Origin of the sequence: Aquamicrobium sp., from assembly GCF_023954335.1 — a bacterium.
GTDB lineage: Bacteria > Pseudomonadota > Alphaproteobacteria > Rhizobiales > Rhizobiaceae > Aerobium.
On the sequence record NZ_JAMLIE010000001.1, the window covers coordinates 900,373 to 922,684 of the forward strand.

Annotated in this window: 26 protein-coding genes; 11 read left to right on the forward strand and 15 right to left on the reverse strand. The window is 68.3% G+C overall.

Annotated elements, in window-relative coordinates; genetic code table 11:
• The 4 genes from lptB (at position 1) to ptsN (ending at position 3,751) form a co-directional block, all read left to right on the forward strand.
• Complete coding sequence (gene lptB, locus M9945_RS04410; RefSeq protein WP_367929935.1) at positions 1-714, forward strand: LPS export ABC transporter ATP-binding protein; 714 nt, start codon at positions 1-3, stop codon at positions 712-714.
• A gap of 96 nt (positions 715-810) precedes the next feature.
• Complete coding sequence (gene rpoN / locus M9945_RS04415; RefSeq protein WP_367929903.1) at positions 811-2,349, forward strand: RNA polymerase factor sigma-54; 1,539 nt, start codon at positions 811-813, stop codon at positions 2,347-2,349.
• Between the two features lie 276 nt (positions 2,350-2,625).
• Complete coding sequence (gene raiA / locus M9945_RS04420) at positions 2,626-3,210, forward strand: ribosome-associated translation inhibitor RaiA (protein ID WP_367943565.1); 585 nt, start codon at positions 2,626-2,628, stop codon at positions 3,208-3,210.
• A 76-nt stretch (positions 3,211-3,286) separates the two neighbouring features.
• Positions 3,287-3,751, forward strand: coding sequence for a PTS IIA-like nitrogen regulatory protein PtsN (gene ptsN, locus M9945_RS04425; protein ID WP_367929905.1), 465 nt, complete (start codon positions 3,287-3,289; stop codon positions 3,749-3,751).
• A gap of 113 nt (positions 3,752-3,864) precedes the next feature.
• Here ptsN and M9945_RS04430 read toward each other — a convergent pair whose 3' ends face one another.
• The 8 genes from M9945_RS04430 to M9945_RS04465 all read right to left on the reverse strand — a co-directional run bounded on the left by M9945_RS04430 (position 3,865) and on the right by M9945_RS04465 (position 9,432).
• Positions 3,865-4,122 carry a DUF1150 family protein gene (locus M9945_RS04430; protein ID WP_367929906.1) on the reverse strand — a complete coding sequence of 86 codons (258 nt, stop codon included), beginning with the start codon at positions 4,120-4,122 and terminating at the stop codon, positions 3,865-3,867.
• Positions 4,123-4,198: 76 nt separating this feature from the next.
• Positions 4,199-4,621, reverse strand: coding sequence for an Hsp20 family protein (locus tag M9945_RS04435; protein ID WP_367943566.1), 423 nt, complete (start codon positions 4,619-4,621; stop codon positions 4,199-4,201).
• Positions 4,622-4,736: 115 nt separating this feature from the next.
• Positions 4,737-5,078 carry a winged helix-turn-helix domain-containing protein gene (locus M9945_RS04440; RefSeq protein WP_367943567.1) on the reverse strand — a complete coding sequence of 114 codons (342 nt, stop codon included), beginning with the start codon at positions 5,076-5,078 and terminating at the stop codon, positions 4,737-4,739.
• Between the two features lie 76 nt (positions 5,079-5,154).
• Positions 5,155-6,261: a molybdenum ABC transporter ATP-binding protein gene (modC, locus tag M9945_RS04445; RefSeq protein WP_367943568.1), complete on the reverse strand. Its 1,107-nt coding sequence runs from the start codon at positions 6,259-6,261 to the stop codon at positions 5,155-5,157.
• The gene (modB, locus tag M9945_RS04450) at positions 6,258-6,962 is read right to left on the reverse strand and encodes a molybdate ABC transporter permease subunit (protein WP_367944758.1); all 705 of its coding nucleotides are present in this window, start codon (positions 6,960-6,962) and stop codon (positions 6,258-6,260) included. Before modB ends, modC begins: the two co-directional genes overlap by 4 nt.
• Positions 6,963-7,001: 39 nt before the next feature.
• Entirely contained in the window at positions 7,002-7,799 is a 798-nt protein-coding gene (gene modA / locus M9945_RS04455; protein WP_367943569.1) for a molybdate ABC transporter substrate-binding protein, read from the reverse strand.
• A gap of 186 nt (positions 7,800-7,985) precedes the next feature.
• Positions 7,986-8,867, reverse strand: a complete 882-nt coding sequence (locus tag M9945_RS04460; protein ID WP_367944759.1) for a methylated-DNA--[protein]-cysteine S-methyltransferase — start codon at positions 8,865-8,867, stop codon at positions 7,986-7,988.
• A gap of 79 nt (positions 8,868-8,946) precedes the next feature.
• Positions 8,947-9,432: a DUF2244 domain-containing protein gene (locus M9945_RS04465; protein WP_367943570.1), complete on the reverse strand. Its 486-nt coding sequence runs from the start codon at positions 9,430-9,432 to the stop codon at positions 8,947-8,949.
• Between the two features lie 21 nt (positions 9,433-9,453).
• Between M9945_RS04465 and nth the strand changes: the two genes are divergently transcribed.
• Positions 9,454-10,260 (forward strand): endonuclease III, encoded by an 807-nt coding sequence (gene nth, locus M9945_RS04470; protein ID WP_367943571.1) that lies wholly within the window; start codon positions 9,454-9,456, stop codon positions 10,258-10,260.
• 3 nt (positions 10,261-10,263) lie between these two features.
• Here nth and pncA read toward each other — a convergent pair whose 3' ends face one another.
• The gene (gene pncA / locus M9945_RS04475) at positions 10,264-10,863 is read right to left on the reverse strand and encodes a bifunctional nicotinamidase/pyrazinamidase (protein WP_367943572.1); all 600 of its coding nucleotides are present in this window, start codon (positions 10,861-10,863) and stop codon (positions 10,264-10,266) included.
• Between the two features lie 196 nt (positions 10,864-11,059).
• Between pncA and M9945_RS04480 the strand changes: the two genes are divergently transcribed.
• Positions 11,060-11,887, forward strand: coding sequence for a ferredoxin--NADP reductase (locus M9945_RS04480; protein WP_367943573.1), 828 nt, complete (start codon positions 11,060-11,062; stop codon positions 11,885-11,887).
• 48 nt (positions 11,888-11,935) lie between these two features.
• Here M9945_RS04480 and M9945_RS04485 read toward each other — a convergent pair whose 3' ends face one another.
• Entirely contained in the window at positions 11,936-12,538 is a 603-nt protein-coding gene (locus M9945_RS04485) for a glutathione S-transferase family protein (RefSeq protein ID WP_367943574.1), read from the reverse strand.
• 193 nt (positions 12,539-12,731) lie between these two features.
• On the opposite strand from M9945_RS04485, the gene M9945_RS04490 reads away from it, so the two are divergent.
• From M9945_RS04490 to M9945_RS04500, 3 genes are all read left to right on the forward strand, one after another.
• Positions 12,732-12,986, forward strand: a complete 255-nt coding sequence (locus tag M9945_RS04490; RefSeq protein ID WP_367929916.1) for an acyl carrier protein — start codon at positions 12,732-12,734, stop codon at positions 12,984-12,986.
• Between the two features lies 1 nt (position 12,987).
• Positions 12,988-14,205, forward strand: a complete 1,218-nt coding sequence (locus M9945_RS04495) for a beta-ketoacyl synthase (protein WP_367943575.1) — start codon at positions 12,988-12,990, stop codon at positions 14,203-14,205.
• Positions 14,206-14,350: 145 nt separating this feature from the next.
• A complete protein-coding gene (locus M9945_RS04500; RefSeq protein WP_367943576.1) occupies positions 14,351-15,055 on the forward strand; it encodes a glutathione S-transferase family protein in 705 nt (234 codons plus the stop codon).
• A gap of 4 nt (positions 15,056-15,059) precedes the next feature.
• Here M9945_RS04500 and M9945_RS04505 read toward each other — a convergent pair whose 3' ends face one another.
• From M9945_RS04505 to M9945_RS04520, 4 genes are read right to left on the reverse strand one after another with little or no spacing between them, the layout of a single operon-like run.
• Entirely contained in the window at positions 15,060-15,896 is an 837-nt protein-coding gene (locus M9945_RS04505; protein WP_367943577.1) for a metal ABC transporter permease, read from the reverse strand.
• A complete protein-coding gene (locus M9945_RS04510; protein ID WP_367943578.1) occupies positions 15,893-16,750 on the reverse strand; it encodes a metal ABC transporter permease in 858 nt (285 codons plus the stop codon). The genes M9945_RS04505 and M9945_RS04510 overlap by 4 nt, the downstream gene beginning before the upstream one ends.
• Positions 16,747-17,694 carry a manganese/iron ABC transporter ATP-binding protein gene (locus M9945_RS04515; protein ID WP_367943579.1) on the reverse strand — a complete coding sequence of 316 codons (948 nt, stop codon included), beginning with the start codon at positions 17,692-17,694 and terminating at the stop codon, positions 16,747-16,749. The genes M9945_RS04510 and M9945_RS04515 overlap by 4 nt, the downstream gene beginning before the upstream one ends.
• Entirely contained in the window at positions 17,691-18,581 is an 891-nt protein-coding gene (locus M9945_RS04520; RefSeq protein ID WP_367943580.1) for a metal ABC transporter substrate-binding protein, read from the reverse strand. The genes M9945_RS04515 and M9945_RS04520 overlap by 4 nt, the downstream gene beginning before the upstream one ends.
• Before the next feature lie 238 nt (positions 18,582-18,819).
• On the opposite strand from M9945_RS04520, the gene M9945_RS04525 reads away from it, so the two are divergent.
• Both M9945_RS04525 and gndA read left to right on the forward strand, forming a co-directional pair.
• A complete protein-coding gene (locus tag M9945_RS04525; protein WP_367943581.1) occupies positions 18,820-19,251 on the forward strand; it encodes a Fur family transcriptional regulator in 432 nt (143 codons plus the stop codon).
• A gap of 161 nt (positions 19,252-19,412) precedes the next feature.
• Positions 19,413-20,840, forward strand: coding sequence for an NADP-dependent phosphogluconate dehydrogenase (gndA, locus tag M9945_RS04530; RefSeq protein ID WP_367943582.1), 1,428 nt, complete (start codon positions 19,413-19,415; stop codon positions 20,838-20,840).
• Between the two features lie 275 nt (positions 20,841-21,115).
• Here gndA and M9945_RS04535 read toward each other — a convergent pair whose 3' ends face one another.
• A complete protein-coding gene (locus M9945_RS04535) occupies positions 21,116-22,147 on the reverse strand; it encodes a serine protease (protein WP_367943583.1) in 1,032 nt (343 codons plus the stop codon).
• Between the last annotated feature and the right edge of the window lie 165 nt (positions 22,148-22,312).

Consider the following 22,312-nt stretch of genomic DNA (forward strand, 5'->3'; position numbering starts at 1 on the left):
ATGATCGCGCGCGGCCTGACCAAGAGCTACAAGGGCCGGCAGGTCGTCAACGGCGTGTCGTTCGGCGTGCGCGCCGGCGAGGCGGTCGGCCTGCTCGGGCCGAACGGAGCCGGCAAGACCACCTGCTTCTACATGGTCACCGGCCTCGTGCCGGTCGATCAGGGCACCATCGAGATCGACGGCTACGACGTCACCGCGCTGCCGATGTACCGGCGCGCGCGGCTCGGCATCGGCTACCTGCCGCAGGAGGCGTCGATCTTCCGCGGCCTTTCGGTCGAGAACAACATCCGCGCCATCCTCGAGATGACCGAGAAGGGCCGCAAGGCGCGCGAGCGCCGGCTGGACGAACTGCTGGAGGAGTTCCACATCGCGCATCTGCGCAAGTCGCCATCGATCGCGCTGTCGGGCGGCGAGCGCCGCCGGCTGGAGATCGCCCGGGCGCTGGCGTCGAACCCGAACTTCATGCTGCTCGACGAGCCGTTCGCCGGCGTCGACCCCATCGCAGTCTCCGATATCCAGCAGCTCGTGCGCCATCTGACCGCGCGCGGCATCGGCGTCCTGATCACCGATCACAACGTCCGCGAGACGCTCGGCCTCGTCGAGCGCGCCTACATCATCCATGCCGGACAGGTGCTGACTCACGGCGTCCCGGCCGAGATCGTCGAGAACCCCGACGTGCGCCGGCTCTATCTCGGCGAATCCTTCAGCCTGTAGCGCGCCCCGAAGCCCAAGCGAGAAACCGTTCGCCGGCGCTTGACAAGCAAAAGCCGGGCCAGTTTCATGTCGCACTGCGGCATGGGGAAACACCGGATGGCACTCAGCGCCAAACTGCAACTGCGCCAGGCGCAATCGCTGACCATGACGCCGCAGCTCATGCAGTCGATCCGCCTGTTGCAGTTCACCCATGCCGAGCTCGAGCGCTTCATCGAGGACGAGATCGAAAAGAACCCGCTGCTGGAACGGCCGGAGGCGGAAGGCGACGGGGCGGCCGTCGAGCCGCAAGGCGACGGGGGGGCTAACGAGCCGCCCGCCGGCGAGGCGGCGGCCGAGCGGCTCGACCGCATGTTCGACGAGGCCGGCATCAGCGCCGAGACCATGTCGGAACGGCTCGATTCCTCGATGGAAAACGTCTTTCCCGACGATCCCGGCACGGAAGAGCGCATCGGGCCGGACCTCGCCGGCCAGTGGAAATCGGCGTCGGGCGCGTCCGGCGGGCCGGACGATTTCGACATGGACGCCTTCGCCGCCGTGCCGCCCTCGCTCGCCGGCCATGTCGCCGAGCAGATCGCCTTCGCCTTCCACGATCCCACCGAGCGGCTGATCGCGTCGGAGCTGGCCGACGCGCTCGACGATTCCGGCTATCTCCAGGCCGATATCGCCGGGCTGGCGCAGCGCCTCGGCTGCGCGCAGGAGGCGGTCGAGGCCGTCCTCGCCGCCTGCCAGGGTTTCGATCCGCCGGGGCTGTTCGCCCGCGACCTCGCTGAATGCCTCGCGCTCCAGCTCAAGGCGCGCGACCGCTTCGACCCGGCGATGCGGGCGATGGTCGCCAATCTCGAGCTGGTGGCGCGGCGCGACTTCGTCCAGCTGCGGCGGCTGTGCGGCGTCGGCGACGAGGACCTGCTCGACATGATCGCCGAGATCCGCCGGCTCGACCCGCGCCCCGGCACCGCCTTCACCGCCCAACCGGCCGATGCGGTGGTGCCGGACGTGATCGTGCGCCGCGCCGCCGACGGCGGCTGGGCGGTCGAGCTCAATCCCGACGCGCTGCCGGCCGTCCTCGTCAACCAGAGCTATTTCGCCCATGTCTCGAAGCACGCGACGAGCGAGGCCGACCGGGCGTTCCTCGCCGAATGCATGCAGAACGCCAACTGGCTGACGCGCAGCCTCGACCAGCGGGCCCGCACCATCCTGAAAGTGGCGAGCGAGATCGTGCGCCGGCAGGACGCCTTTCTCGTCCATGGCGTCCGGCACCTGCGGCCGCTCAACCTGAAGGACGTGGCCGAGGCGATCGGCATGCACGAATCGACCGTCAGCCGGGTTACCGCCAACAAGTACATGATGACCCCGCGCGGCGCGTTCGAGCTGCGACGCTTCTTCTCGGTGGCCATCGCCTCGACCGAAGGGGGCGACGCCCATTCCTCAACGGCGGTGCGCGACCTGATCCGCGAGCTGATCGAGGCGGAAACGCCCGACGACGTGCTCTCCGACGACGCGATTGTGGATATGTTGAGGAAAAGAAGCATCGACATCGCCCGGCGCACCGTCGCCAAATATCGGGAAGGCATGGACATTCCGTCCTCGGTCCAGCGCCGGCGCGAGAAGCGCGCCCTTGCCGCCGTGCGGCGTTGAAAAACCCCGCCGTGCGGCGCTGAAAGGCCCGGTCGGCGGGCGCTCCGGGGCCTCGCGTTGACAAGCCGATGCAAAACGGACTAGAAGCGCGGCCGCATGCGCCGGGTGGCCGAAACGGGGTTCCCGCGCTGTGGCGCCGTTGACGTGGGCGCCGGTGGCGTAGCCGGAAGCCGACGCCCGAGCCGCCGAAAACCTTGAGTGTGCCGACCACAGGTATAAACTCGACAGCAGTCGGAATCCCGAGAGAGAACCAGCACAAGAAAAGGTCAGTTCGACATGAGCCTGCGCATCTCCGGTAAGCACATGGATATTGGCGACGCCTTCCGCGTCAAGATCGAGGGCCGCATCGAGGATGCGGTCAATAAATACTTCGACGGCGGCTATGGTGGGACCGTGACCGTGGAGAAGAATGGCTCGCGGTTCTCCGCCGACTGCCTCGTTCATCTCGACACCGGCATCTCGTTGCAGGCGAGCGGCCAGGCGCAGGACCCGCAGCTTGCCTTCGACGCCGCCGCCGAGCGCGTCGAGAAGCGGCTGCGCCGCTACAAGCGCCGCCTGAAGGAGCATCCCGTTTCGGCCGCGGCCGAGTGGATCGATCTCGACTATCGCGTCGTCGCTCCCGTCGCCGGCGAGGACGAGGAGGTCCCGGTCGACTACGCGCCGGCCGTCGTCGCCGAATCGACCGTTGCGCTGAAGACCATGTCGGTGGCCGACGCGGTCATCGAGCTCGACACCAGGGACGGCCCCGTTGTGGTGTTCCGCAATGGCGGCAACGGGCACGTCAACGTCGTCTACCGCCGGGCCGACGGCAATATCGGCTGGATAGACACCTCGTCGGCGGCGAACTCGGCCTCGCGCTGATCGCCGCGCTCTCGACCGGACCGCAGGCGGGGCTTGCGTTGCGGCAAACGGGCAGAGCAGGAAGGATGACCTGAAAATGGATCTGAACGACCTGATCGAGGTTTCGGCGGTGATGCCGGCCTTGAAGGCGAATTCCAAGAAGCAGCTTCTGCAATTGCTGGCCGAGAAGGCCGCCGCCGTCACCGGCCTGCCGGAGCGCGAGGTGTTCGACACCATCCTCCAGCGCGAGCGGCTGGGCTCTACCGGGGTCGGCAACGGCATCGCCATCCCCCACGGCAAGCTCGCCGGCATCTCCCGCATCACCGGCATCTTCGCGCGGCTGGAAACCCCGGTCGACTTCGAATCGCTCGACGACCAGCCGGTCGATCTCGTCTTCCTGCTGCTGGCGCCCGAGGGCGCCGGCGCCGATCACCTGAAGGCGCTGTCGCGCATCGCCCGCGTGCTACGGGATCCCGACACGGTGGCCAAGATTCGCGCGACGCGCGAGGCCGATGCGATCCACACCCTGCTGTCGCAGGCGCCGACATCGCAGATCGCCTGAGCGTGCTTCGCGGCCGGGCGGGATCGTCCGGCGTCGTGTCGGCCGCCGCTTGGCGCTGCCATTCCCGAAAGGCGGCCTTCAGGGCCGCCTTTTCGATTCCCGGACCTCGATCTTCAGTGCGTGCTGACCGGGGTCAGGTCGTTCTGGATCGCGCCGGCCAGCGCGGCGTCGCGCGCGTCGGTCAGCATGATCGGCCGCCCGTCGGCGGCGAAGACGGCCCACAGCTTGGTGCCGGGCGCGATATGCGGCATGCCGGGGAACCGGCCGGCGAGCTCCGCGCCGTCGATCTCGCGCAGATAGGCGAGCGAGCCTTCTCCGAGATGCGCGAGTTCCGCGGGGGTCAGGGCAGGGGTCTTGTCGTTGTCAGTCATGTCAGCCTCCTTCTTTGCGGGGCGTCCATAAGACCGGCCCGCAGCAGAGCTTTCCTTGTTCCGGTGCGGCCGGAACTCAGTCTTTCACCGAAATGTTTATTTTCCGTACCAGCCGGTCCGGCTCCGGTCGGTCGAGGTCGATGGCGAGCAGGCCGTTCTTCAGCTGGGCCCCCGTCACCCGCATGCCGTCGGCAAGGACGAAGACGCGCTGGAACTGGCGCGCGGCGATGCCGCGATGCAGGAACTGGCGCTCGGTGTCGTCGTTCTGGCGGCCGCGCACCACGAGCTCGCTGTCTTCCAGCGTCACCTCGAGGTCGGCCTCGCAGAAGCCGGCCACGGCGAGGGTGATCCGCAGGCGGTCGCCGCTCTCGCCGCCGGCGAGGCGCTCGATATTGTAGGGCGGATAGCCGTCGCCGCTCTTGGCGACGCGCTCCAGCGTCTTCTCGATGGCGTCGAAGCCGAGCAGGAGCGGGCTGGAAAAGGGTGTGACGCGGGTCATGCGAAGCGTGTCCTCGAAGAGCGACTGTCGGCGTGAAGACCCAGACGGCGCCTTCACTTGCCCAAGATATGGTCTGTCGCGGTTTCGAGTTCAAGCGGGGACGGTGGCTGCCGCTTCACTTGCCCTCGATCTCGGCCGCCAGCGCCTCGATATGCGGGGCGGCTGCGGCTTCCACCGCCCGCTCGATGGCGCGGTAGCGCGCGACGACGGCGAGGCCGGTCGGGGTCAGTTGCGCGCCGCCGCCGCTGCGCCCGCCCTTCTGGGTGGCTAGCACCGGCTTGCCGAAGATGGTGTTCATCTCCTCGACGAGGTCCCAGGCCCGCTTGTAGGACATGTTCATCCGCCGCGCGCCGGCGGAGATCGAGCCGAAGGCGGCGATCTGCTCCAGAAGCTCGACCTTGCCGTGGCCGATCTGGCCCTCTGGGTCGAACCTGATCTTGAAGGTGAAGGTGGGCACGGGCGGACATCCTCGCGATGACGGGCTGCCCGCCTGTTATGCCGCAACCGCGCCCGGATCGCTACATTCCTGGTCGCTACCGCCGCGCGGGCGCTGCCGCCGTCGCTGCCGGGTCGAAGGTCGCGGTCTTGACGATGGCGAAGACCTCGGCGCCCGGCGCGAGCCCAAGCGTGTCGAGCGAGCGGCGGGTGATGCGGGCCACGAGCTCTTCGCCGCCATGGTCGAGCCGCACCAGCGCCTGCGGCCCGTCGTCGCTCGCGATCGAGGCGATCCGCGCTTTGAGGACGTTGAGCGCGCTGATGTCGTGCGGCCGCTCGCGCGCCAGCATCACGTCGCGGGCGCGCACCCGCACGCGCAGCCGCGCCCCGGCCGGTGCGTCGGCCTTCGGCAGGCGCCATTCGCCGCCGCCGGCCGAGCGCATCAGCGACAGGCCGTAGCCTTCGTCGGGCTCGACCATCACGAGCTCGATCAGTGCGCTTTCCCCGTCCTGCTCCTTGCCGCCGGGCAGGTTGAGCAGCGGCAGCACCCGCGCCGCCGGGCCGCTGGCCGCCACCTTGCCCTCGGCGAGCGCGACGATGTCGGTGGCGAGCCGCGCCACCTCGGCGATGGAATGGCTGACATAGACGATGGGAATGTCCGCCTCGTCGCGCAGCGTCTCGATATAGGGCATGATCTCGGCCTTGCGCGCCTCGTCGAGTGAGGCCAGCGGCTCGTCCATCAGGATCAGCCTCGGGCTGGCGACCAGCGCCCGGCCGATGGCGACGCGCTGCTTCTCTCCGCCCGAAAGCCGGCCCGGCCGCCGGTCGAGCAGATGGCCGATGCCCAGCAGCTCGACCACGGCGCCGAAATCGGCGTAGCGTTCGCCCGCCGGGGTGAAGAAGCGCCCGTAATTCAGGTTCTGCGCCACGGTCATGTGCGGGAACAGCCGCGCGTCCTGGAAGACGTAGCCGATGCGCCGTTTGTGCGCCGGCACGAAGACCCCGGCCTCCACGTCGACCAGCACGCGGCCGTTGACGGCGATGCGGCCCGTATCCGGGCGGGTGAGACCGCCGATCAGGTTGATGAGCGAGGTCTTGCCCGAGCCGGAATGGCCGAACAGCGCGATCAGCCGCCCGTCACTCTCGAAGCGGGCCTCCAGCGCGAACTTCCCTAGGCGGTGGACGACGTCGATCTCGATCGTCATTTGACGTCGAGCCTTGCGGCGACCCGGCGCGCCAGCGCCTCCGAGGCGACGAGCGCCGTCATCGCGATGACGATGGAGATCGCGGTCAGCCGCATCGCGCCGGCGTTGCCGCCGGGAACCTGGGTGAAGGTGTAGATGGCCGAGGGCAGGGTCTGCGTCTCGCCGGGGATGTTGGAGACGAAGGTGATGGTCGCGCCGAACTCGCCCATCGCCTTGGCGAAGGCGAGGATCATGCCGGTGATGATGCCGGGCAGGATCAGCGGCAGGGTGACGGTGGCGAACACCCACAGCGGGCTGGCCCCCAGCGTGCCGGCCGCCGCCTCCAGCCTGCGGTCTACCGCCTCGATGGAAAGGCGGATGGCGCGCACCATCAGCGGAAACGCCATCACCGCGCAGGCGAGCGCCGCGCCCGTCCAGCGGAAGGAGAAGACGATGCCGAAATGCTCGTAGAGGAACGCCCCCACCGGCCCGCGCCGGCCGAAGGTCAGCAACAGCAGGTAGCCGGTGACGACCGGCGGCAGGATCAGCGGCAGGTGGACGAGGCCGTTCAGCGCCGCCTTGCCCCAGAACTCCTTGCGCGCCAGCACATAGGCGACGACGATGCCGAGCGGCAGGCTCGCCACCGTCGCCCATATCGAGACCCGGATGGAGAGCCGGACCGCGTCCCACTCGCTCGGGCTAAGGTCCAGCCACCACCCCATATCCGCCACGACTGCTTTTCCCCCGTCCGCTGGCTGTTCTCAGTTGGCCGTCAATACGGTGAAACCCTGCTCCTCGAACAGCCCCCTGGCGGTGTCCGTCTTGAGGTAGTCGAGGAAGGCGGCGGCGTCCGTGGCCTTAGCCTCGGCGGTCAGCGCCGCCGGGTAGATGATCGGGTCGTGGGTGTCCTGCGGGAAGGTGCCGACGATCCTGACCGCCGGGTCGGCGGCGGCGTCGGTCTGGTAGACGATGCCGAGCGGGGCCTCGCCTGCGGCGACGAGCGCGAGCGCGGCGCGCACGTTCTCGGCCTGCGCCACCCTGGGCGCGACCGCGTCCCACACGCCGAGCTTCTCCAGCGCCGCCTTGCCGTATTTGCCGGCCGGGACGGAATCGGTGTTGGCCATGGCGAGACGCTCGTCGCCCAGCGTGCCGGCGAGATCGAAGCCGGGCGCGATCTCGATCTCGGTGGTGGAATCGGCCGGCGCGACCAGCACGATGCGGTTGCCGAGAAGCTGCACCTCGGTGTCCTTCTGCGTCAGGTTCTTCTCCGACAGATAGTCCATCCAGGCGAGGTCGGCCGAGATGAACACGTCGGCCGGCGCGCCTTCCTCGATCTGCTTGGCCAGCGCCGAGCTGCCGGCATAGGAGATCGTCGCCTCCTTGCCGCTGTCGGCCTTCCAGGCGGCGTTGATGTTGTCGAGCGCGTTCTTCAGGCTCGCGGCCGCGAAGACGGTGACGGTGTCCTGCGCCAGCGCGGCCGGCAGCGGCGCTGCCAGCATCGCGGCGAGACCGGCGGCGAGCGCGACCATGCGCGTGGTGAAGCGTCTGCGGTTCAGCATCGGATAACCCCTTGAAAGATGGCGCCGCGGGATGCGGCGCGGGAAGGATTGGATATATTCATACGTATATATCCAATCCCCATCAAGGGCGGATTGACAGAGCTCAAACGACGCCGAAGCGCAGCAGATATGTTCGATCGGAAATATCGAAACGGCCGTGGATCGCCCGCCGGAGGCGTCGGCGGGTCAGGCCGCGCTGGCCTGTCCCGCCTCCCAGCCGAGCATGGCGCGCTTGCGCGTCAGGCCCCAGTGGTAGCCGGTCAGCGCCCCGGTCTTGCCGAGCGCCCGGTGGCACGGCACCACGAACGAGACCGGGTTGGCGCCGATGGCCGCGCCGACCGCCCGGCTTGCCGCCGGCCGGCCGATCTCGGCGGCGATGGACGAATAGGTGCGCGCCTGGTTCATCGGAATCTTCAGCAGCGCCTCCCACACCCGGACCTGGAAGTCGGTGCCGATCAGCACCACGCGCAGCGGCTCGTCCGGCCGCCAGCGGGCGGGGTCGAAGATGCGCGCGGCATAGGGCGCGGTCGCCGCCGAATCCTCGGCATAGGACGCGTTCGGCCAGCGGCTGGCCATGTCCTCGAACGCCTCGCGCTCGGCCCCGGCGTCGCAGAAGGCCAGCCCCGCCAGCCCGCGCTCGGTGATCATCAGCAGCGCGGTGCCGAAAGGCGAGGGGTGATAGCCGTAGCGGATGGCGAGGCCCTGGCCGCGGCTCTTGTAGTCGCCCGGCGACATCGCCTCGTGGGTGACGAAGAGGTCGTGCAGCCGCCCCGGCCCCGACATGCCGACCTCGAAGGCGGCCTCGAGCAGGGGCAGCCCCTCGTCGAGCAGGTGGCGCGCATGGTCGAGCGTGACCGCCTGAAGGAAGCCCTTGGGCGACAGGCCGGCCCAGCGGGTGAACAGCTTCTGCAGGCCGGTCGGCGTCTCGCCGACATCGGCGGCGAGCTCCTCCAGCGACGGCTGGTCGCGATAGTCGAGGCTGATCTTCTCGATCACCCGGCGTACGGTCTCGTAGTCCGGCCCGGTCGGGGTGATGTCGCGTTCGAGGATCGCGGTGGGGGTGTTGATGTTCATGGCGAAGTCTCCTTGACCGGCAATATCGTGCCGGAAAGTGCCTTTCGCCACCCGATTCCTGCGCGGGTATGCCCTATCTCAGCTTCGCCGTCGCCAGCGCCCGGCCGAAGGCGGTGGCGAAGCTCTCGCGGTCGTCGGGGTTGAGGAAGGAACCGATGGCCACCCTGCGCCCCTCGCCCTCGACCGCCATGCCTGTGATGCCGATCTCCTCGTGGCGGGCGACGTTGAAACGGGTCCAGAACGGGTTGAACCGGTGCGCCTGCCGCCGGCCCGAAGGCGCGACCTTGACGATGTCGAGCGCGGTGCGCGACACCGACACCTCCTCGCGCACCCGCGCGGCGCGGTAGTTGAAATGGAAGGCGAGGTAGAGGGCGAGGACGTCGAGGCCGAAGAAGCCGAACACCGGCCACGCGCCCATCGACAGGAACGCCGCCCCGGTCGTCAGCCACACCGCGGCGCACAGCCCCATCAGGATCAGGAAGCCCTTGCGGCCGAGCGAGCGGTACGGCACCAGCAAGGCGCGGAAAAAGGGTTCGTCTGCGGCTTTCATCTCGGCCATGGAGCCGAGTATAGAGAAGCCATGCGAAACCCCAAGGATAAAATCGCCGGCAAGACGGCTCCTGCCGATACGGAAGGCCGCGCCGTGCGCCCCAACGCGCTGGCGAAGCCCCGCCCGAGCCCCAAGCGGCCGCCTTTGACGCTCTACACCCCGGCCGAGATCGAGGAGATCTTCCGCCGCTTCTCGGTCCAGCGGCCCGCGCCGAAGGGCGAGCTCGACTACATCAACGCCTTCACCCTTCTGGTGGCGGTGGTCCTGTCGGCGCAGGCGACCGATGTCGGCGTCAACAAGGCGACCGGGCCGCTCTTTGCCGTCGCCGACACGCCGCAGAAGATGCTGGCGCTGGGCGAGGAGAAGGTGGGCGCCTATATCCGCACCATCGGCCTGTGGCGCAACAAGGCGAAGAACGTGATCGCGCTCAGCGAGGCGCTGATCCGCGATCATGGCGGCGAGGTGCCCGGCACGCGCGAGGCGTTGACCGCGCTGCCCGGCGTCGGCCGCAAGACCGCCAATGTGGTGCTCAACATCTTCTTCGGCGAGCCGACCATGGCGGTCGACACCCACATCTTCCGCATCGGCAACCGCATCGGCCTCGCCCCGGGCAAGACGCCGGAGCAGGTCGAGGCGACGCTGGTGCGGGTGATCCCGCCGCACTACATGCGCCACGCCCACCACTGGCTGATCCTGCACGGCCGCTATGTCTGCAAGGCGCGCAAGCCGGACTGCCCGGCCTGCGTCATCGCCGACATCTGCAAGTCGCCGGAAAAGACGACGTCGATTCCCGCACCGCTGGTCGAGATCGAGCCGGCCGCCGCCGCGGCCGGCTGAGATTCAGGCAAGCGTGACGCCCGCTTCGGCCATCCTGCGCGTCATCGCTTCCAGCGAGCCACCGAGATCGATGGCGCGGCAGGCGCCCGTCTCGACCGTCGCGGAAAAGCCGTGCCGCACCGCGTCGAGCGCCGAATAGGCGACGCAGTAATCGGTGGCCAGGCCGACGAAGGTCAGGTCCGAGATGCCGCGCTCCTTCAAATAGCCGGCAAGGCCGGTTGGCGTCTTGTGGTCGTTCTCGAAGAAGGCCGAATAGGAATCGATCGAGGGGCGAAAGCCCTTGCGGATGACCAGCTGCGCCTTCGTCCAGTCGAGGCCGGGATGAAAGTCCGCGCCCCTCGTGCCCTGCACGCAATGGTCGGGCCACAGCGTCTGCGGTCCGTAGGGCATGTCGATCGTCTCGAAGGGCTGGCGGCCGGGATGGGTGGAGGCGAAGCTCGAATGGCCGGCCGGGTGCCAGTCCTGCGTCAGCACCACATGGTCGAACGCGCCGATCAGGGCGTTGACCAGCGGCACGATCTCGTCGCCGCCGGCCACCGCCAGCGCCCCGCCGGGGCAGAAATCGTTCTGGATGTCGACGACGATCAGGGCTTTCGCGCTCATCTTCTTCTCCCGTGCTGCGGGCCGGGCCGTCCCGCGACTGTCGATGCCCGCCCTTTGCATACAGGCCGTGCGGCCCTATGCCACTGCCTTGACGCAACAAATTTTCCCATATTAATCGAAAGCGCGTATTACAGCAGTTGTTCATGTCCCGCAGCGACACCTCTCCGGCCAGCCATCAACAGACAGGATGCCAGGAATGACACAAGCCGCGCGCCAGGAGACGGACGTCGCCGCCGCTCCCGAATTTCCGATTCCGGCCGGGGTCCATGCCGAGAAGGTGATTTCGGTCCGCCACTACACCGACTTTCTGTTCTCGTTCCGCATCACCCGGCCGCAGAGCTTCCGCTTCCGCTCGGGCGAGTTCGTCATGATCGGCCTGCCCAATGCGGCGAAGCCCGTGTTCCGCGCCTATTCCATCGCCAGCCCGTCCTGGGACGAGGAGCTGGAATTCTTCTCGATCAAGGTGCCGGACGGCCCGCTGACCCAGCATCTGCAGAAGATCAAGCCGGGCGACACGGTGCTGATGCGCCAGAAGTCGACCGGCACGCTGGTGCTCGACGCGCTGACGCCGGGCAAGCGGCTGTGGATGATCTCGACCGGCACCGGCATCGCGCCCTTCGCCAGCCTGATGCGCGACCCCGAGACCTACGAGAAGTTCGACGAGGTGATCCTCACCCACACCTGCCGCGAGGTGGCGGAACTGACCTATGGCGAGGAGCTGGCGAGGAACCTCGTCGAGGACCCGCTGATCGGCGAGCTGGTTCAGGGCCGCTTCTTCCACTATGCCACCGCGACGCGCGAGCCCTATGCGCGCTCCGGCCGCATCACGGCGCTGATCGAGAGCGGCAAGCTGTTCGAGGACCTCTGCATGCCGCCCTTCGACCCCGCCGTCGACCGGGTAATGATCTGCGGCTCGATGGACATGATCCGCGACGTCAAGGCGCTGGTCGAGAAGGCGGGGCTGAAGGAAGGCTCCAACGCCGCGCCGGCCGAGTTCGTCGTCGAGCGCGCGTTCGTCGATTGAGGGGCGTCGATTGAGGGGCGTCGATTGAGGGGCGCGGATTGAGCGGCTCTATTCGGCCGCCGCTTCCCGCGCCCTGGCGCGGGCCAGGGCCGGCCGGGCCAGCACTCGGTTGAAATAGGCGTTCACCCGGTCCGAGGTGATCGTGAACTGCGAATCCCGCGCCCATTGCCCGCAATGGCCGAGGATCACGTCGGCCGCGGTGAAGCGGTTGCCCATGGCGAAGCTCGATTCGCCCAGCCTTGCCTCGAGCGCGTTGATCTCGCGGTTGAATTCGGCCGTCGTCCACGGGCCGACGTCGACTCGCTCGATCTCGGGCAGCATCGACGCGTGCTTCTGGCGGTTCCACAGCGGCGCTTCCAGCTCCGACTGGGCGAAGAACAGCCAGGCGTTGAGATGGGCGCGCTCGGCCGGCGTCTTCGGCCCCATCTCCTTTTCCGGATGCTTGTCGGCGAGATAGGCGCAGATCGCGGCGGAGTCGGTGACGGTCATGCCGTCGTCGACCAGCACCGGCCCCTTGCCGGAGGGGTGGTAGCGCCGCATCTCCTCGCTGTCGCGCGCCGCCTTGAGGATGCGATAGGGCTGGCCCAGCTCCTCCAGCATCCAGGTGACGCGTATGAGACGCGACCCTGGCGATCCGACTGCGAGATACATGACGATGCCTCCCCCGACTCATCACCGGCAGACTAGCCGAATGCGCCGGAAAGTGGAGTCTCGCATGCCGCATGGCCCACGGCCGGCAAGCGCGGCGATTATGGCGCGGGGTTGTTGCGCGCCCGCGATTGCGCTTCTATAGCTGGCGTTCGGCCGAGCGCGCCCTGGCGAGGTTTCACAAAAGGACGGACGAATGAGCGATGAACTGGCGACAACCATCCTCGGCAAGATCAAGGCTCACGCTGCTCCCGAAACCGGCGCGATCACGCTCGACACCGAATTGAGCGAGCTGGGCATCCATTCGCTCGAGCTGACGGAGATCGTCTTCGAGCTGGAGGACGAGTTCGACATCGAGATCGAGATGAACACCGTCGACGCCTGGGCGAACCTGACCAATGTCGGCGACATCGTCGATGCCGTGCGCGGGCTGGTCGAGACCAAGGCCTGACATGACGCGTCCGCGCATCGTCATCACCGGGCTCGGCGGCATCTGCGCGCTCGGCACCGACGTCCCCGCGATCTGGCAGGCGATGCGCGCCGGCCGCTCCGGCATCGGCCCCATCACCACGACGCCGCTGCACGAGCTCAAGGTTTCCTGCGGGGCCGAGATCGCGCAACTGCCCGACCACGGCATCGAGCACAAGCGGCTGGTGACCATGGACCGCTTCAGCCTGCTCGCCGTGATCGCCGCGCGCGAGGCGGCGGCGCAGGCCGGGCTCGCCCTCGACGCGGAGGCCTCGACGCGCGCCGGCGCGGTGATCGGCACCGGCGTCTGCGGCTGGGAGACGATCGAGGACAATTATCGCGGCATCCTGCTCGAGGGGCGGCCGCGCGCCAACATCTTCTCCATCCCGCGCGGCATGACCGCCGCGCCCGCCGGGCAGGTCAGCATGGATCTCGGCCTGCGCGGCCCGGTCTTCGCCGTCAGCTCCGCCTGCTCGAGCGGCAACCATTCGATCGTCTCCGCTGCCGACCAGATCGTGCTCGGCCGCGCCGACGTCATGCTGGCGGGCGGCACCGAGGCGCCGATCATCTGGGGCGTGCTCAAGGGCTGGGAGGCGATGCGCGTCCTCGCCCGGCAGACCTGCCGCCCGTTCTCGGCCGATCGCGACGGGCTGGTGATCGGCGAGGGCGCCGGCGTCATCGTGCTGGAGCGGCTGGAGCACGCGCTGGCGCGGGGCGCGCCGATCCTCGCCGAATATGCCGGCTGCGGCATGTCGGCCGACGCCACCGACATCGTCGCCCCCACCGTCGAGGGGCCGACGGCGGCGATGGCGAACTGCCTCGCCGATGCGGGCCTCGCGCCGCAGGACGTCGACTACGTCAACGCCCACGGCACCGGCACGAAGATGAACGACCAGATCGAGACGCAGGCCATCCGCCGCGCCTTCGGCGAGGCGGCGGACCGCCTTTCCGTCTCCTCGACCAAGTCGATGCACGGCCATTGCCTCGGCGCGACCGCGGCGCTGGAGATGATCGCCTGCGTCAAGGCCGTGACCGACGGTGTCGTGCCGCCGACCGCGAACTATACGACGCCGGACCCGGACTGCGACCTCGACGTCACCCCCAACGTCGCCCGCGAGCGCGAGGTGCGCGCCGCGCTCAGCAATTCCTTCGCCTTCGGCGGCACCAACGCCACCGTCGCGGTCAAGGCCTACCGGCCCTGAGTGGCAGGAAAGGGCGGGGCGGACACCGCCCGTTTACGCAGCGTTCGCTTCCCATGTCTTGCGCGCGGCGCGGCGGGGGGCCTATCTCTGTCCCGTCCGATTCCGCGCCGCGAGGCGGCGCCTTCCCTGAACGAGGCTTCTTCCCATGACCGATCTTTCGAGCTTTGCGATCACCGCGCGCTGGCCGGCGAAGGAGCCGGAAAAGCTCCAGCTCTATTCCTTCGCGACGCCGAACGGCGTCAAGGTCGCCATCGCGCTGGAGGAACTCGGCCTGCCCTACGAGGCGCATCTCGTCGACATCACGAAGAACGAGACCTGGACCGAGCCGTTCCTGTCGCTCAATCCCAACGGCAAGATCCCGGCGATCCTCGATCCAGACGGGCCGGGCGGCAAGCCGCTGGCGCTGTTCGAATCGGGCGCGATCCTCGTCTATCTCGCCGAGAAGACCGGCAAGCTCATGCCCGCCGATCCGGCGCGCCGCTACGAGACCATCCAGTGGGTGTTCTTCCAGATGGCGGCCATCGGCCCGATGTTCGGCCAGCTCGGCTTCTTCCACAAGTTCGCCGGCCGCGAGATCGAGGACAAGCGCCCGCTCGAACGCTATGCCGGCGAATCGAAGCGCCTGCTCGGCGTGCTGGAAGGCCGCCTTTCGGGCGGCAAGTGGATGATGGGCGAGGACTACACCATCGCCGACATCGCCATCTTCCCGTGGGTGCGCACGCTGCGCGACTTCTACGAGGCGGGCGACCTCGTCGGCTATGACGGCTTCCCGGCGGTCGCAGCCTGGCTCGACCGCTGCCTCGCCCGCCCCGCGAGCGCGAAGGGCCTCGTCATCCCGGCGCGCGGCTAGCGCGTCAGGCCCTGGCCGCCGCCGCGGCCTGAAGCCGCGAGCGCGTGAAGGCGGCGATGAACACCGCCGTCATCAGCACGACGATGGTCGGGGCCGGGGCGCTGTCGATGAAGAACGACAGGTAAACGCCGAGGAACGAGCAGCCGGCGGCGATCGCCACCGCCGCCCCCAGCATCGCCTCGAAGCGGCGGGTGAGGAGGAAGGCGCTGGCGCCCGGCGCGATCAGCATCGCCACCGCGAGGATGATGCCGGCCGCCTTCAGCGCGCCGACGATGGAAAGCGACAGCACCGCCAGGAGCCCGTAGTGGTAGAAGCGTACGGCCAAGCCGATGGCGCGCGCATGGGCGGGGTCGAAGGCGACGGCCAGCAGGTCGCGCTTGAAAAGGCCGACGAACCCGACGACGACCAGCGCGATCAGCCCCGTCTCCACGACATCGGCCCATGTCAGGCCGAGTATGTCGCCGAACAGGATGTGGTCGAGGTGCAGCTCGGTCTCGATGAAGGAATAGAGCACGATGCCGAGGCCGAACATGCCGGAAAAGACGACGCCCATCACCGTGTCCTCCTTCACACGGCTGTTCTCCTTGAGATAACCGGTGGCCAGCGCGCAGATCATGCCGGCGGCGAAGGCCCCGGCTGCCAGCGGCAGGCCGGCCGCGTAGGCGAGGATGACGCCGGGCAGCACCGCGTGGCTGATGGCATCGCCCATCAGCGACCAGCCCTTGAGCACGAGGAAGGACGAGATTAGCCCCATCGGCAGCGCCACCAGCAGCGCGGCGAGGAACGCCTGCTGCATGAACGGGAACTGGAACGGCAGGAGCAGCGTGTCGATCATCGTCATGCCTCTGCGCTGAGCCCGGCGCGCGCCTTGCGCCGCGCGGCGAGAAGGCCGTGCCGGGGCGCGAGGAAGAAGGCGGCGAGGAAGATCAGCGTTTGCAGGACGACGATGATGCCGCCGGTCGCGCCGTCGATGAAGTAGCTTGCATAGGCGCCGGTGAAGCTGGTCAGCGTGCCGATCAGGACGCTGATGACAATCAGCCTGCCGAAGCGGTCGGTCAGGAGATAGGCGGTCGCGCCCGGCGTCACCACCATGGCGATGACGAGGAACGCGCCGACCGTCTGCAACGCCGCCACGGTCGAGGCCGACAGGAGCGTGAAGAAGACGACGCGCAAGAGGCCGGGTTTCAGGCCGATGGAGCGGGCATGCGCCTCGTCGAAGAAGACGGCCATGAAGTCCTTCCACTTGGCGGTGAGGATCGCCAGCGACACGCCGGCGATGATGACGAGCTGAAGCGTATCGGCCGGGGTCACGGCGAGGATGTTGCCGAGCACAATAGTCTGGATGTTGACCGAGGTCGGCGACAGCGAGACCATGAACAGTCCGAGGCCGAAAAAGGAGGTGAAGATCAGGCCGATGACGGCGTCCTCCTTCAGGTTCGTTTTCTGGCTCAGGAACAGCATCGCCGCCGCCGCCAGCCCGCCGGAGAAGAACGCGCCGAAGGCGAAGGGCAGGCCGAGCATGTAGGCCCCGGCGACCCCCGGCACGATGGCGTGCGACAGCGCATCGCCGATCAGCGACCAGCCCTTGAGCATCAGATAGGCCGACAGGAAGGCGCAGACCGCGCCGACCAGCGCCGACACCCACATGGCGTTGACCATGTAGCCATAGGCGAAGGGTTCGAGAAGGACGCTCATCCCTCGCCCTTTCCCGTCGCTTCGCCGGGCGGTGCGGTCGGCCCGGCGGTGGCCAACCCGGCACTCGACTGCGCCTGGTCGCCATAGAGCACGAAGGGCCGCTCGTCGTCGGAAAGGACGGTGATGGCGCGCCCGTCCTCGTCGTCGTGCAGGTCCGGCCCGCCGAGGACGAAATGGCGCAGCGTGCCGCCGAACGCCCGCTCCAGATTGGCGCGGTTGAACACGTCGTGCGTCAGGCCGTGCGCCAGCACCGTGCCCTTGATCAGCACGGCGCGGTCGCAGAATTCCGGCACGGAGCCGAGATTGTGGGTGGAGACCAGCATGACGCGGCCCTCGTCGCGCAGGGTCCTGAGCAGCGCGATGATCGCTTCCTCGGTCGTCACGTCGACGCCGGTGAACGGCTCGTCGAGCAGGATCACCTCGCCCTCCTGCGCCAGTGCCCGGGCGAGGAAGACGCGCTTCTTCTGCCCGCCGGAAAGCTCGCCGATCTGGCGCTTGCGGAAATCGGCCATGCCGACGCGCTCCAGCGACTCCGCGACCTTCTCGCGGTCGCGCGCCTTCGGCATGCGCAGGAAGTTCATGTGGCCGTAGCGGCCCATCATGACGACGTCCTCGACGAGGATCGGAAAGCTCCAGTCGACGTCCTCGGCCTGCGGCACGTAGGCGACCGCGTTGCGCTTCAGCGCCCGGCCGGCCGGCTCGCCCATGATCGAGACCGAGCCGGCGCTGAGCGGCACGAAGCCCATGATCGCCTTGAACAGGGTGGATTTTCCGGAGCCGTTGACGCCGACGAGCGCGGCGATCGTGCCGCGCGGGATCGAGAAGGAGGCGTCGCGCAGCGCCGTGTGGCCGTTGGGATAGGTGACGGACACGCCGGAAACGGCGAGGCCGGCGCTCGCCGCGCCGGCCGCAGGGGAATGCGGTTTCCCCGTTGCGTTTCTCATCGGGTAAGACCCTCGGCGATGGTCTCGGCCGTGACCTTCAGGAGATCGAGATAGGTCGGCACCGGGCCGTCGGGGCCGGACAGCGAGTCGACGTAGAGCATGCCGCCATAGTGGGCGCCGGTCTCGCGCGCCACCTGCATGGCCGGGTCGGGCGAAACCGTGCTTTCGCTGAAGATTGCGGGGATGGAGTGCTCGCGCACCGCGTCGATGACCTTCCTGATCTGCTGGGGCGTGCCCTGGCTGTCGGCATTGATCGGCCAGAGATAAAGTTCCTTCAAGCCGAAATCGCGCGCAAGATAGGAAAATGCGCCTTCGCTGGTGACGAGCCAGCGCTTCTCCTCGGGAATCGCGGCGAGCTTCTCGCGGATCGGCCCGGCCACGGCCTCTATTTCCGCGGCATAGGCCTTGGCGTTCGCCGCGTAGGTCTCGGCATTGTCGGGGTCGTGCTCGGCAAAGGCAGCGCGGATGTTCTCGACATAGACGAGCACGTCCGACGGCGACATCCAGGCATGCGGGTTCGGCTTGCCGCTATAGGGGCCTTCGCGGATGCCCAGCGGCTCGACGCCCTCGCTGACCACCGCGCTCGGCACGTCCTTCAGATTGCGGAAGAAGCGTTCGAACCACTGTTCGAGGTTCAGCCCGTTCCACAGGATCAGGTCGGCATCCTGCGCCTTGAGGATGTCGCCCGGCGTCGGCTGGTAGTTATGGATCTCGGCGTCCGGCCGGGTGATCGATTCGACGGTCGCGGCATCACCGGCGACGTTCTGCGCGATGTCGGCGATGACGGTGAAGGTGGTGACGACCTTGAACCCGTCATCCCCGGCGGCGGAGGCGGGGAGGGCGGCGAGGCCGAGGAGGGCGGCGGCGATGAGGCTTCTGAGAGACATTGTATCCGGCTGGGTCGAGGGATCGGGAGGTCTGGTTGCCAGTCTTACATAGCCCGCCTTTCGCGTTTCGTCAATGCAATTGCAAATCGTTTGCAATTAGAAAGATAGTGCGGGCATCGACCCGTCGGCGCGGATGGCTGCGCTTGCGAGGGGGGCGACCCGGAAAAGCCTGCCGGGCATGGCATGGTGTCCGCCATTGCGCTTTGCATCGTCGGCGCTCCTGACGCATAGTCCGGCCATGAGCGAGACCGCGAATCCGGACCCAGACTACGAGACCGCCCTGCGCCGGGCCGGCGTGCGCATCACCCGCCCGCGCCGCATCATCCTCGGCATCCTCGCCGACGCGGGCGACCATCCCGACGCCATGGAAATCTTCCGCCGCGCGGTCGAGGTCGACCGGGGCATCTCGCTGTCGACCGTCTATCGCACCATGAAGCTGCTGGAAGGCATCGGCGCGATCCACCGCCACGCCTTCGAGGGCGGGCCGTCGCGCTTCGAGCCGGCGGCGGGCGAGCATCACGATCACCTGATCGACATCGACACCGGCGACGTGATCGAGTTCCAGTCCGACCGCATCGAGCAGCTCCAGCAGGAGATCGCCCGCTCGCTCGGCTACGAGATCGTCCATCACCGGCTGGAGCTTTACGGCCGCAGGCTGCGCAAGCAGTAAGCCGGCTCGATTGCCGGTTCATCTGCCATCTTCGCTGTTGCGAGCAAATTTTTGTGCACTGCATCGGGTATGGCAGCCATGCATGGCAGGCGCTTGTCTTGGCTCCGGCGCCTGTTCATCATATTTGTTCTTGCCGGAAGCCACCTCAACCGGGAGCAATCATGGCCAAAGCGGAAATCGGACTGATCGGTCTCGGCGTCATGGGTTCGGGTCTTGCCCTCAACATAGCCGAGAAGGGTTATCCGGTAGCCGTCTACAACCGGACCTCGTCGCGCACCGGCGCGTTCTTCGAGAACGCCGGCGACCTGCGCGGCAACATCGTTCCCTGCACCTCGCTGAAGGAGCTCGCGGCCCAGATCAGGCCGCCGCGGCCGATCATCCTGATGGTGCAGGCCGGCAAGGCGGTGGACGAGCAGATTCGCGGCCTGCGCGAGTTCCTGTCCGAGGGCGACATCGTCATCGACGGCGGCAACGCCAATTTCCGCGACACGATGCGCCGCTTCGACGACCTCGAGGGTTCCGGCATCACCTTCATCGGCATGGGCGTCTCCGGCGGCGCGTTCGGCGCGCGACACGGCCCCTCCATCATGGTCGGCGGCTGCCGCGAGGCCTATGCCCGCGTCGAGCCGATCCTGACCGCCATCGCCGCCCGCTATGAGGGCGAGCCGTGCGCGGCGTGGCTCGGCGAGGGCGGGGCCGGCCATTTCGTCAAGACTATCCACAACGGCATCGAATATGCCGACATGCAGATGATCGCCGAGATTTACGGCGTCCTGCGCGACGGCTTCGGCATGGCCGCGGGCGAGATCGGCGCGATCTTCGGCCGCTGGAACGGCGGGCGGCTCAACTCCTATCTGGTCGAGATCACCGCCGAGGTGCTGGCCACCGCGGACCCGCAGACCGGCCGGCCGCTGGTCGACATGATCCTCGACCGCGCCGGGCAGAAGGGAACCGGCCGCTGGGCGGTGATCGAGGCGCAGATGATGGGCGTGCCGGCAACGGCCATCGAGGCGGCCGTCGCCGCGCGCAGCCTTTCGGCCGAGAAGGCGATGCGCGCCCGGGCCGCTGCCGCCTATGGCGGCCGCGCCGCGCCGTCGGCCGACAAGCCAGACGCCGCCTTCCTCGAGGATCTCGAGCTCGGGCTGTTCGCAGGCAAGGTCGCGGCCTACGCGCAAGGGTTCGCAGTGATGGAGGAAGCTTCCTGCGAGTTCCGCTGGGACCTGCCGATGGCCACCATCGCCCGCATCTGGCGCGCCGGCTGCATCATCCGCTCGCAGTTCCTCGACCGGCTCGCCCGCGCCTATGACGACGACCCCGACGCCGAGCATCTTCTGCTGACGCGCGATTTCGTCGCCATGATGGGCCAGTCGCACGCGTCGCTGCGCCGCGTCGTCGCCCGCGCCGCGCTTGCCGGCCTGCCGGTGCCGGCGCTGTCGGCCGCGCTCGGCTATTTCGATCTTTTCCGCCAGGCGCGCGGCACGGCCAACCTGATCCAGGGTCAGCGCGACTATTTCGGTGCCCACGGCTTCGAGCGCGTCGACGCCGAGGGGCTGCACCACGGCCCGTGGGGCTCGTCGGAAGAGGGATAGGCCGCCGGCGCCGGGCGGCGGCCTTTCGGTTGCAGTCCGACCCTCAGGCGTCGCGCCGCCCCTCATCCGCCCTTCGGGCACCTTCTCCCCGTGAACGGGGAGAAGGGATGCCGGCTGCATGCCTCACACAGTTTTTGCAGCGCTTGCGATTGGCGAAAGCGGCGATGAAGGTCCTCTTCTCCCCGTTCACGGGGAGAAGGTGGCGGCAGCCGGATGAGGGGCGGCGCAAGCGGTCGTCATCGCGCACCTGCGGAACGCACGAGACGCGGTTCGGCTCAGTTCGCCATCTTTTCCGCGATCCAGTCGCGATAGTTGGCGAGCCTCGTGTAGACGCCGTAGGCGTTGGCGTGGCCGCAGGCAGCCTCGGCGTCCATCGGTCCCTCGCCCCAGCTGACGATGCCGACCTGCACCGGCTTACCGTCCTCGACCGCGAAGAGCGGGCCGCCGCTGTCGCCGTTGCAGGCGTCGCGCACGCCGTCGGTGGTGCCCGCGCACAGCATGTTGCCGGTCAGCGGGTCGCTCATCGAGGCGACGATCTCCTTCGTCGCGTCCGAGACCGCGGCCACCGAATAGCGCAGGCGCGGGGCATAGGCCTGAAGGATCATGTCGAGGTCGCGCGCGTAGATCTCCTTCATGCCGGCATTGCAGGCGGCGTTGGCGGTCAGCTCTATCTCGGCCTCCATCAGCGTGGAGGGGAAGTAGCCGGTCTCCATCCGCCCCCAGCCGATGACGGTGGCGGCGCCTTCCTCGCGGTCGGCATCGGTAAGGGCGATGACCGGCGCGTCGGCATCCTCGGCGAGGCGCAGAAGGCCGATGTCGTTGTCGAGCGTCGATTCGCTGTAGCCGGGATGGACGATCACCTCGGCCACCGCATGGCGCTTGCCCTCGTCGAGCGAGGTCGCGCCGACCAGCGCGGTGACGACGCCGGCCGGGATCGGCGCTCCCGAATCGACGAGGCAATGCGCCGCGGTCAGCACCCAGCCGGGCGCGATCAGACTGCCGCCGCAGAACTGGGCGTTGAACTGCGATTGCGGGCTCTCGTCGATCGCGTTCGAGGCGAGCAGCGCCACCTGGAACGGATAGGCGCCCTTCGCCGCCTCGCGGCCGCCGAAGACGCGATCGTCGCCGTCCTCGGCCGACTTGGTGCGGGCGGCGGGGACGCGGGCGATGGGCGAAGTTCCGGCGCGCGGCGCGTCAGCGCCGTCCTTCAGCGGGCTCGCGCCGGCGAAAGCCGATGACCCGGCCGTCAGCGTTCCCGCCGCCAGCGTGCATACAGCGAGAGTGCTCAGTCTTGCGAATGTCTTCAAGGCGTCCTCCTGAGACGTGACGATCCGCGGCTCCAGGGCCGCAAAGCAAGGTGCCCGCCATCTAACCCCTTGGAATGACGGTACGGAAGCGATTTGTCGTTGTGAATATTGGAATATTTGCGGCGATGTGCGAGGCTTGTGCCGCCTGTCGGCGGGGAGGGCGCC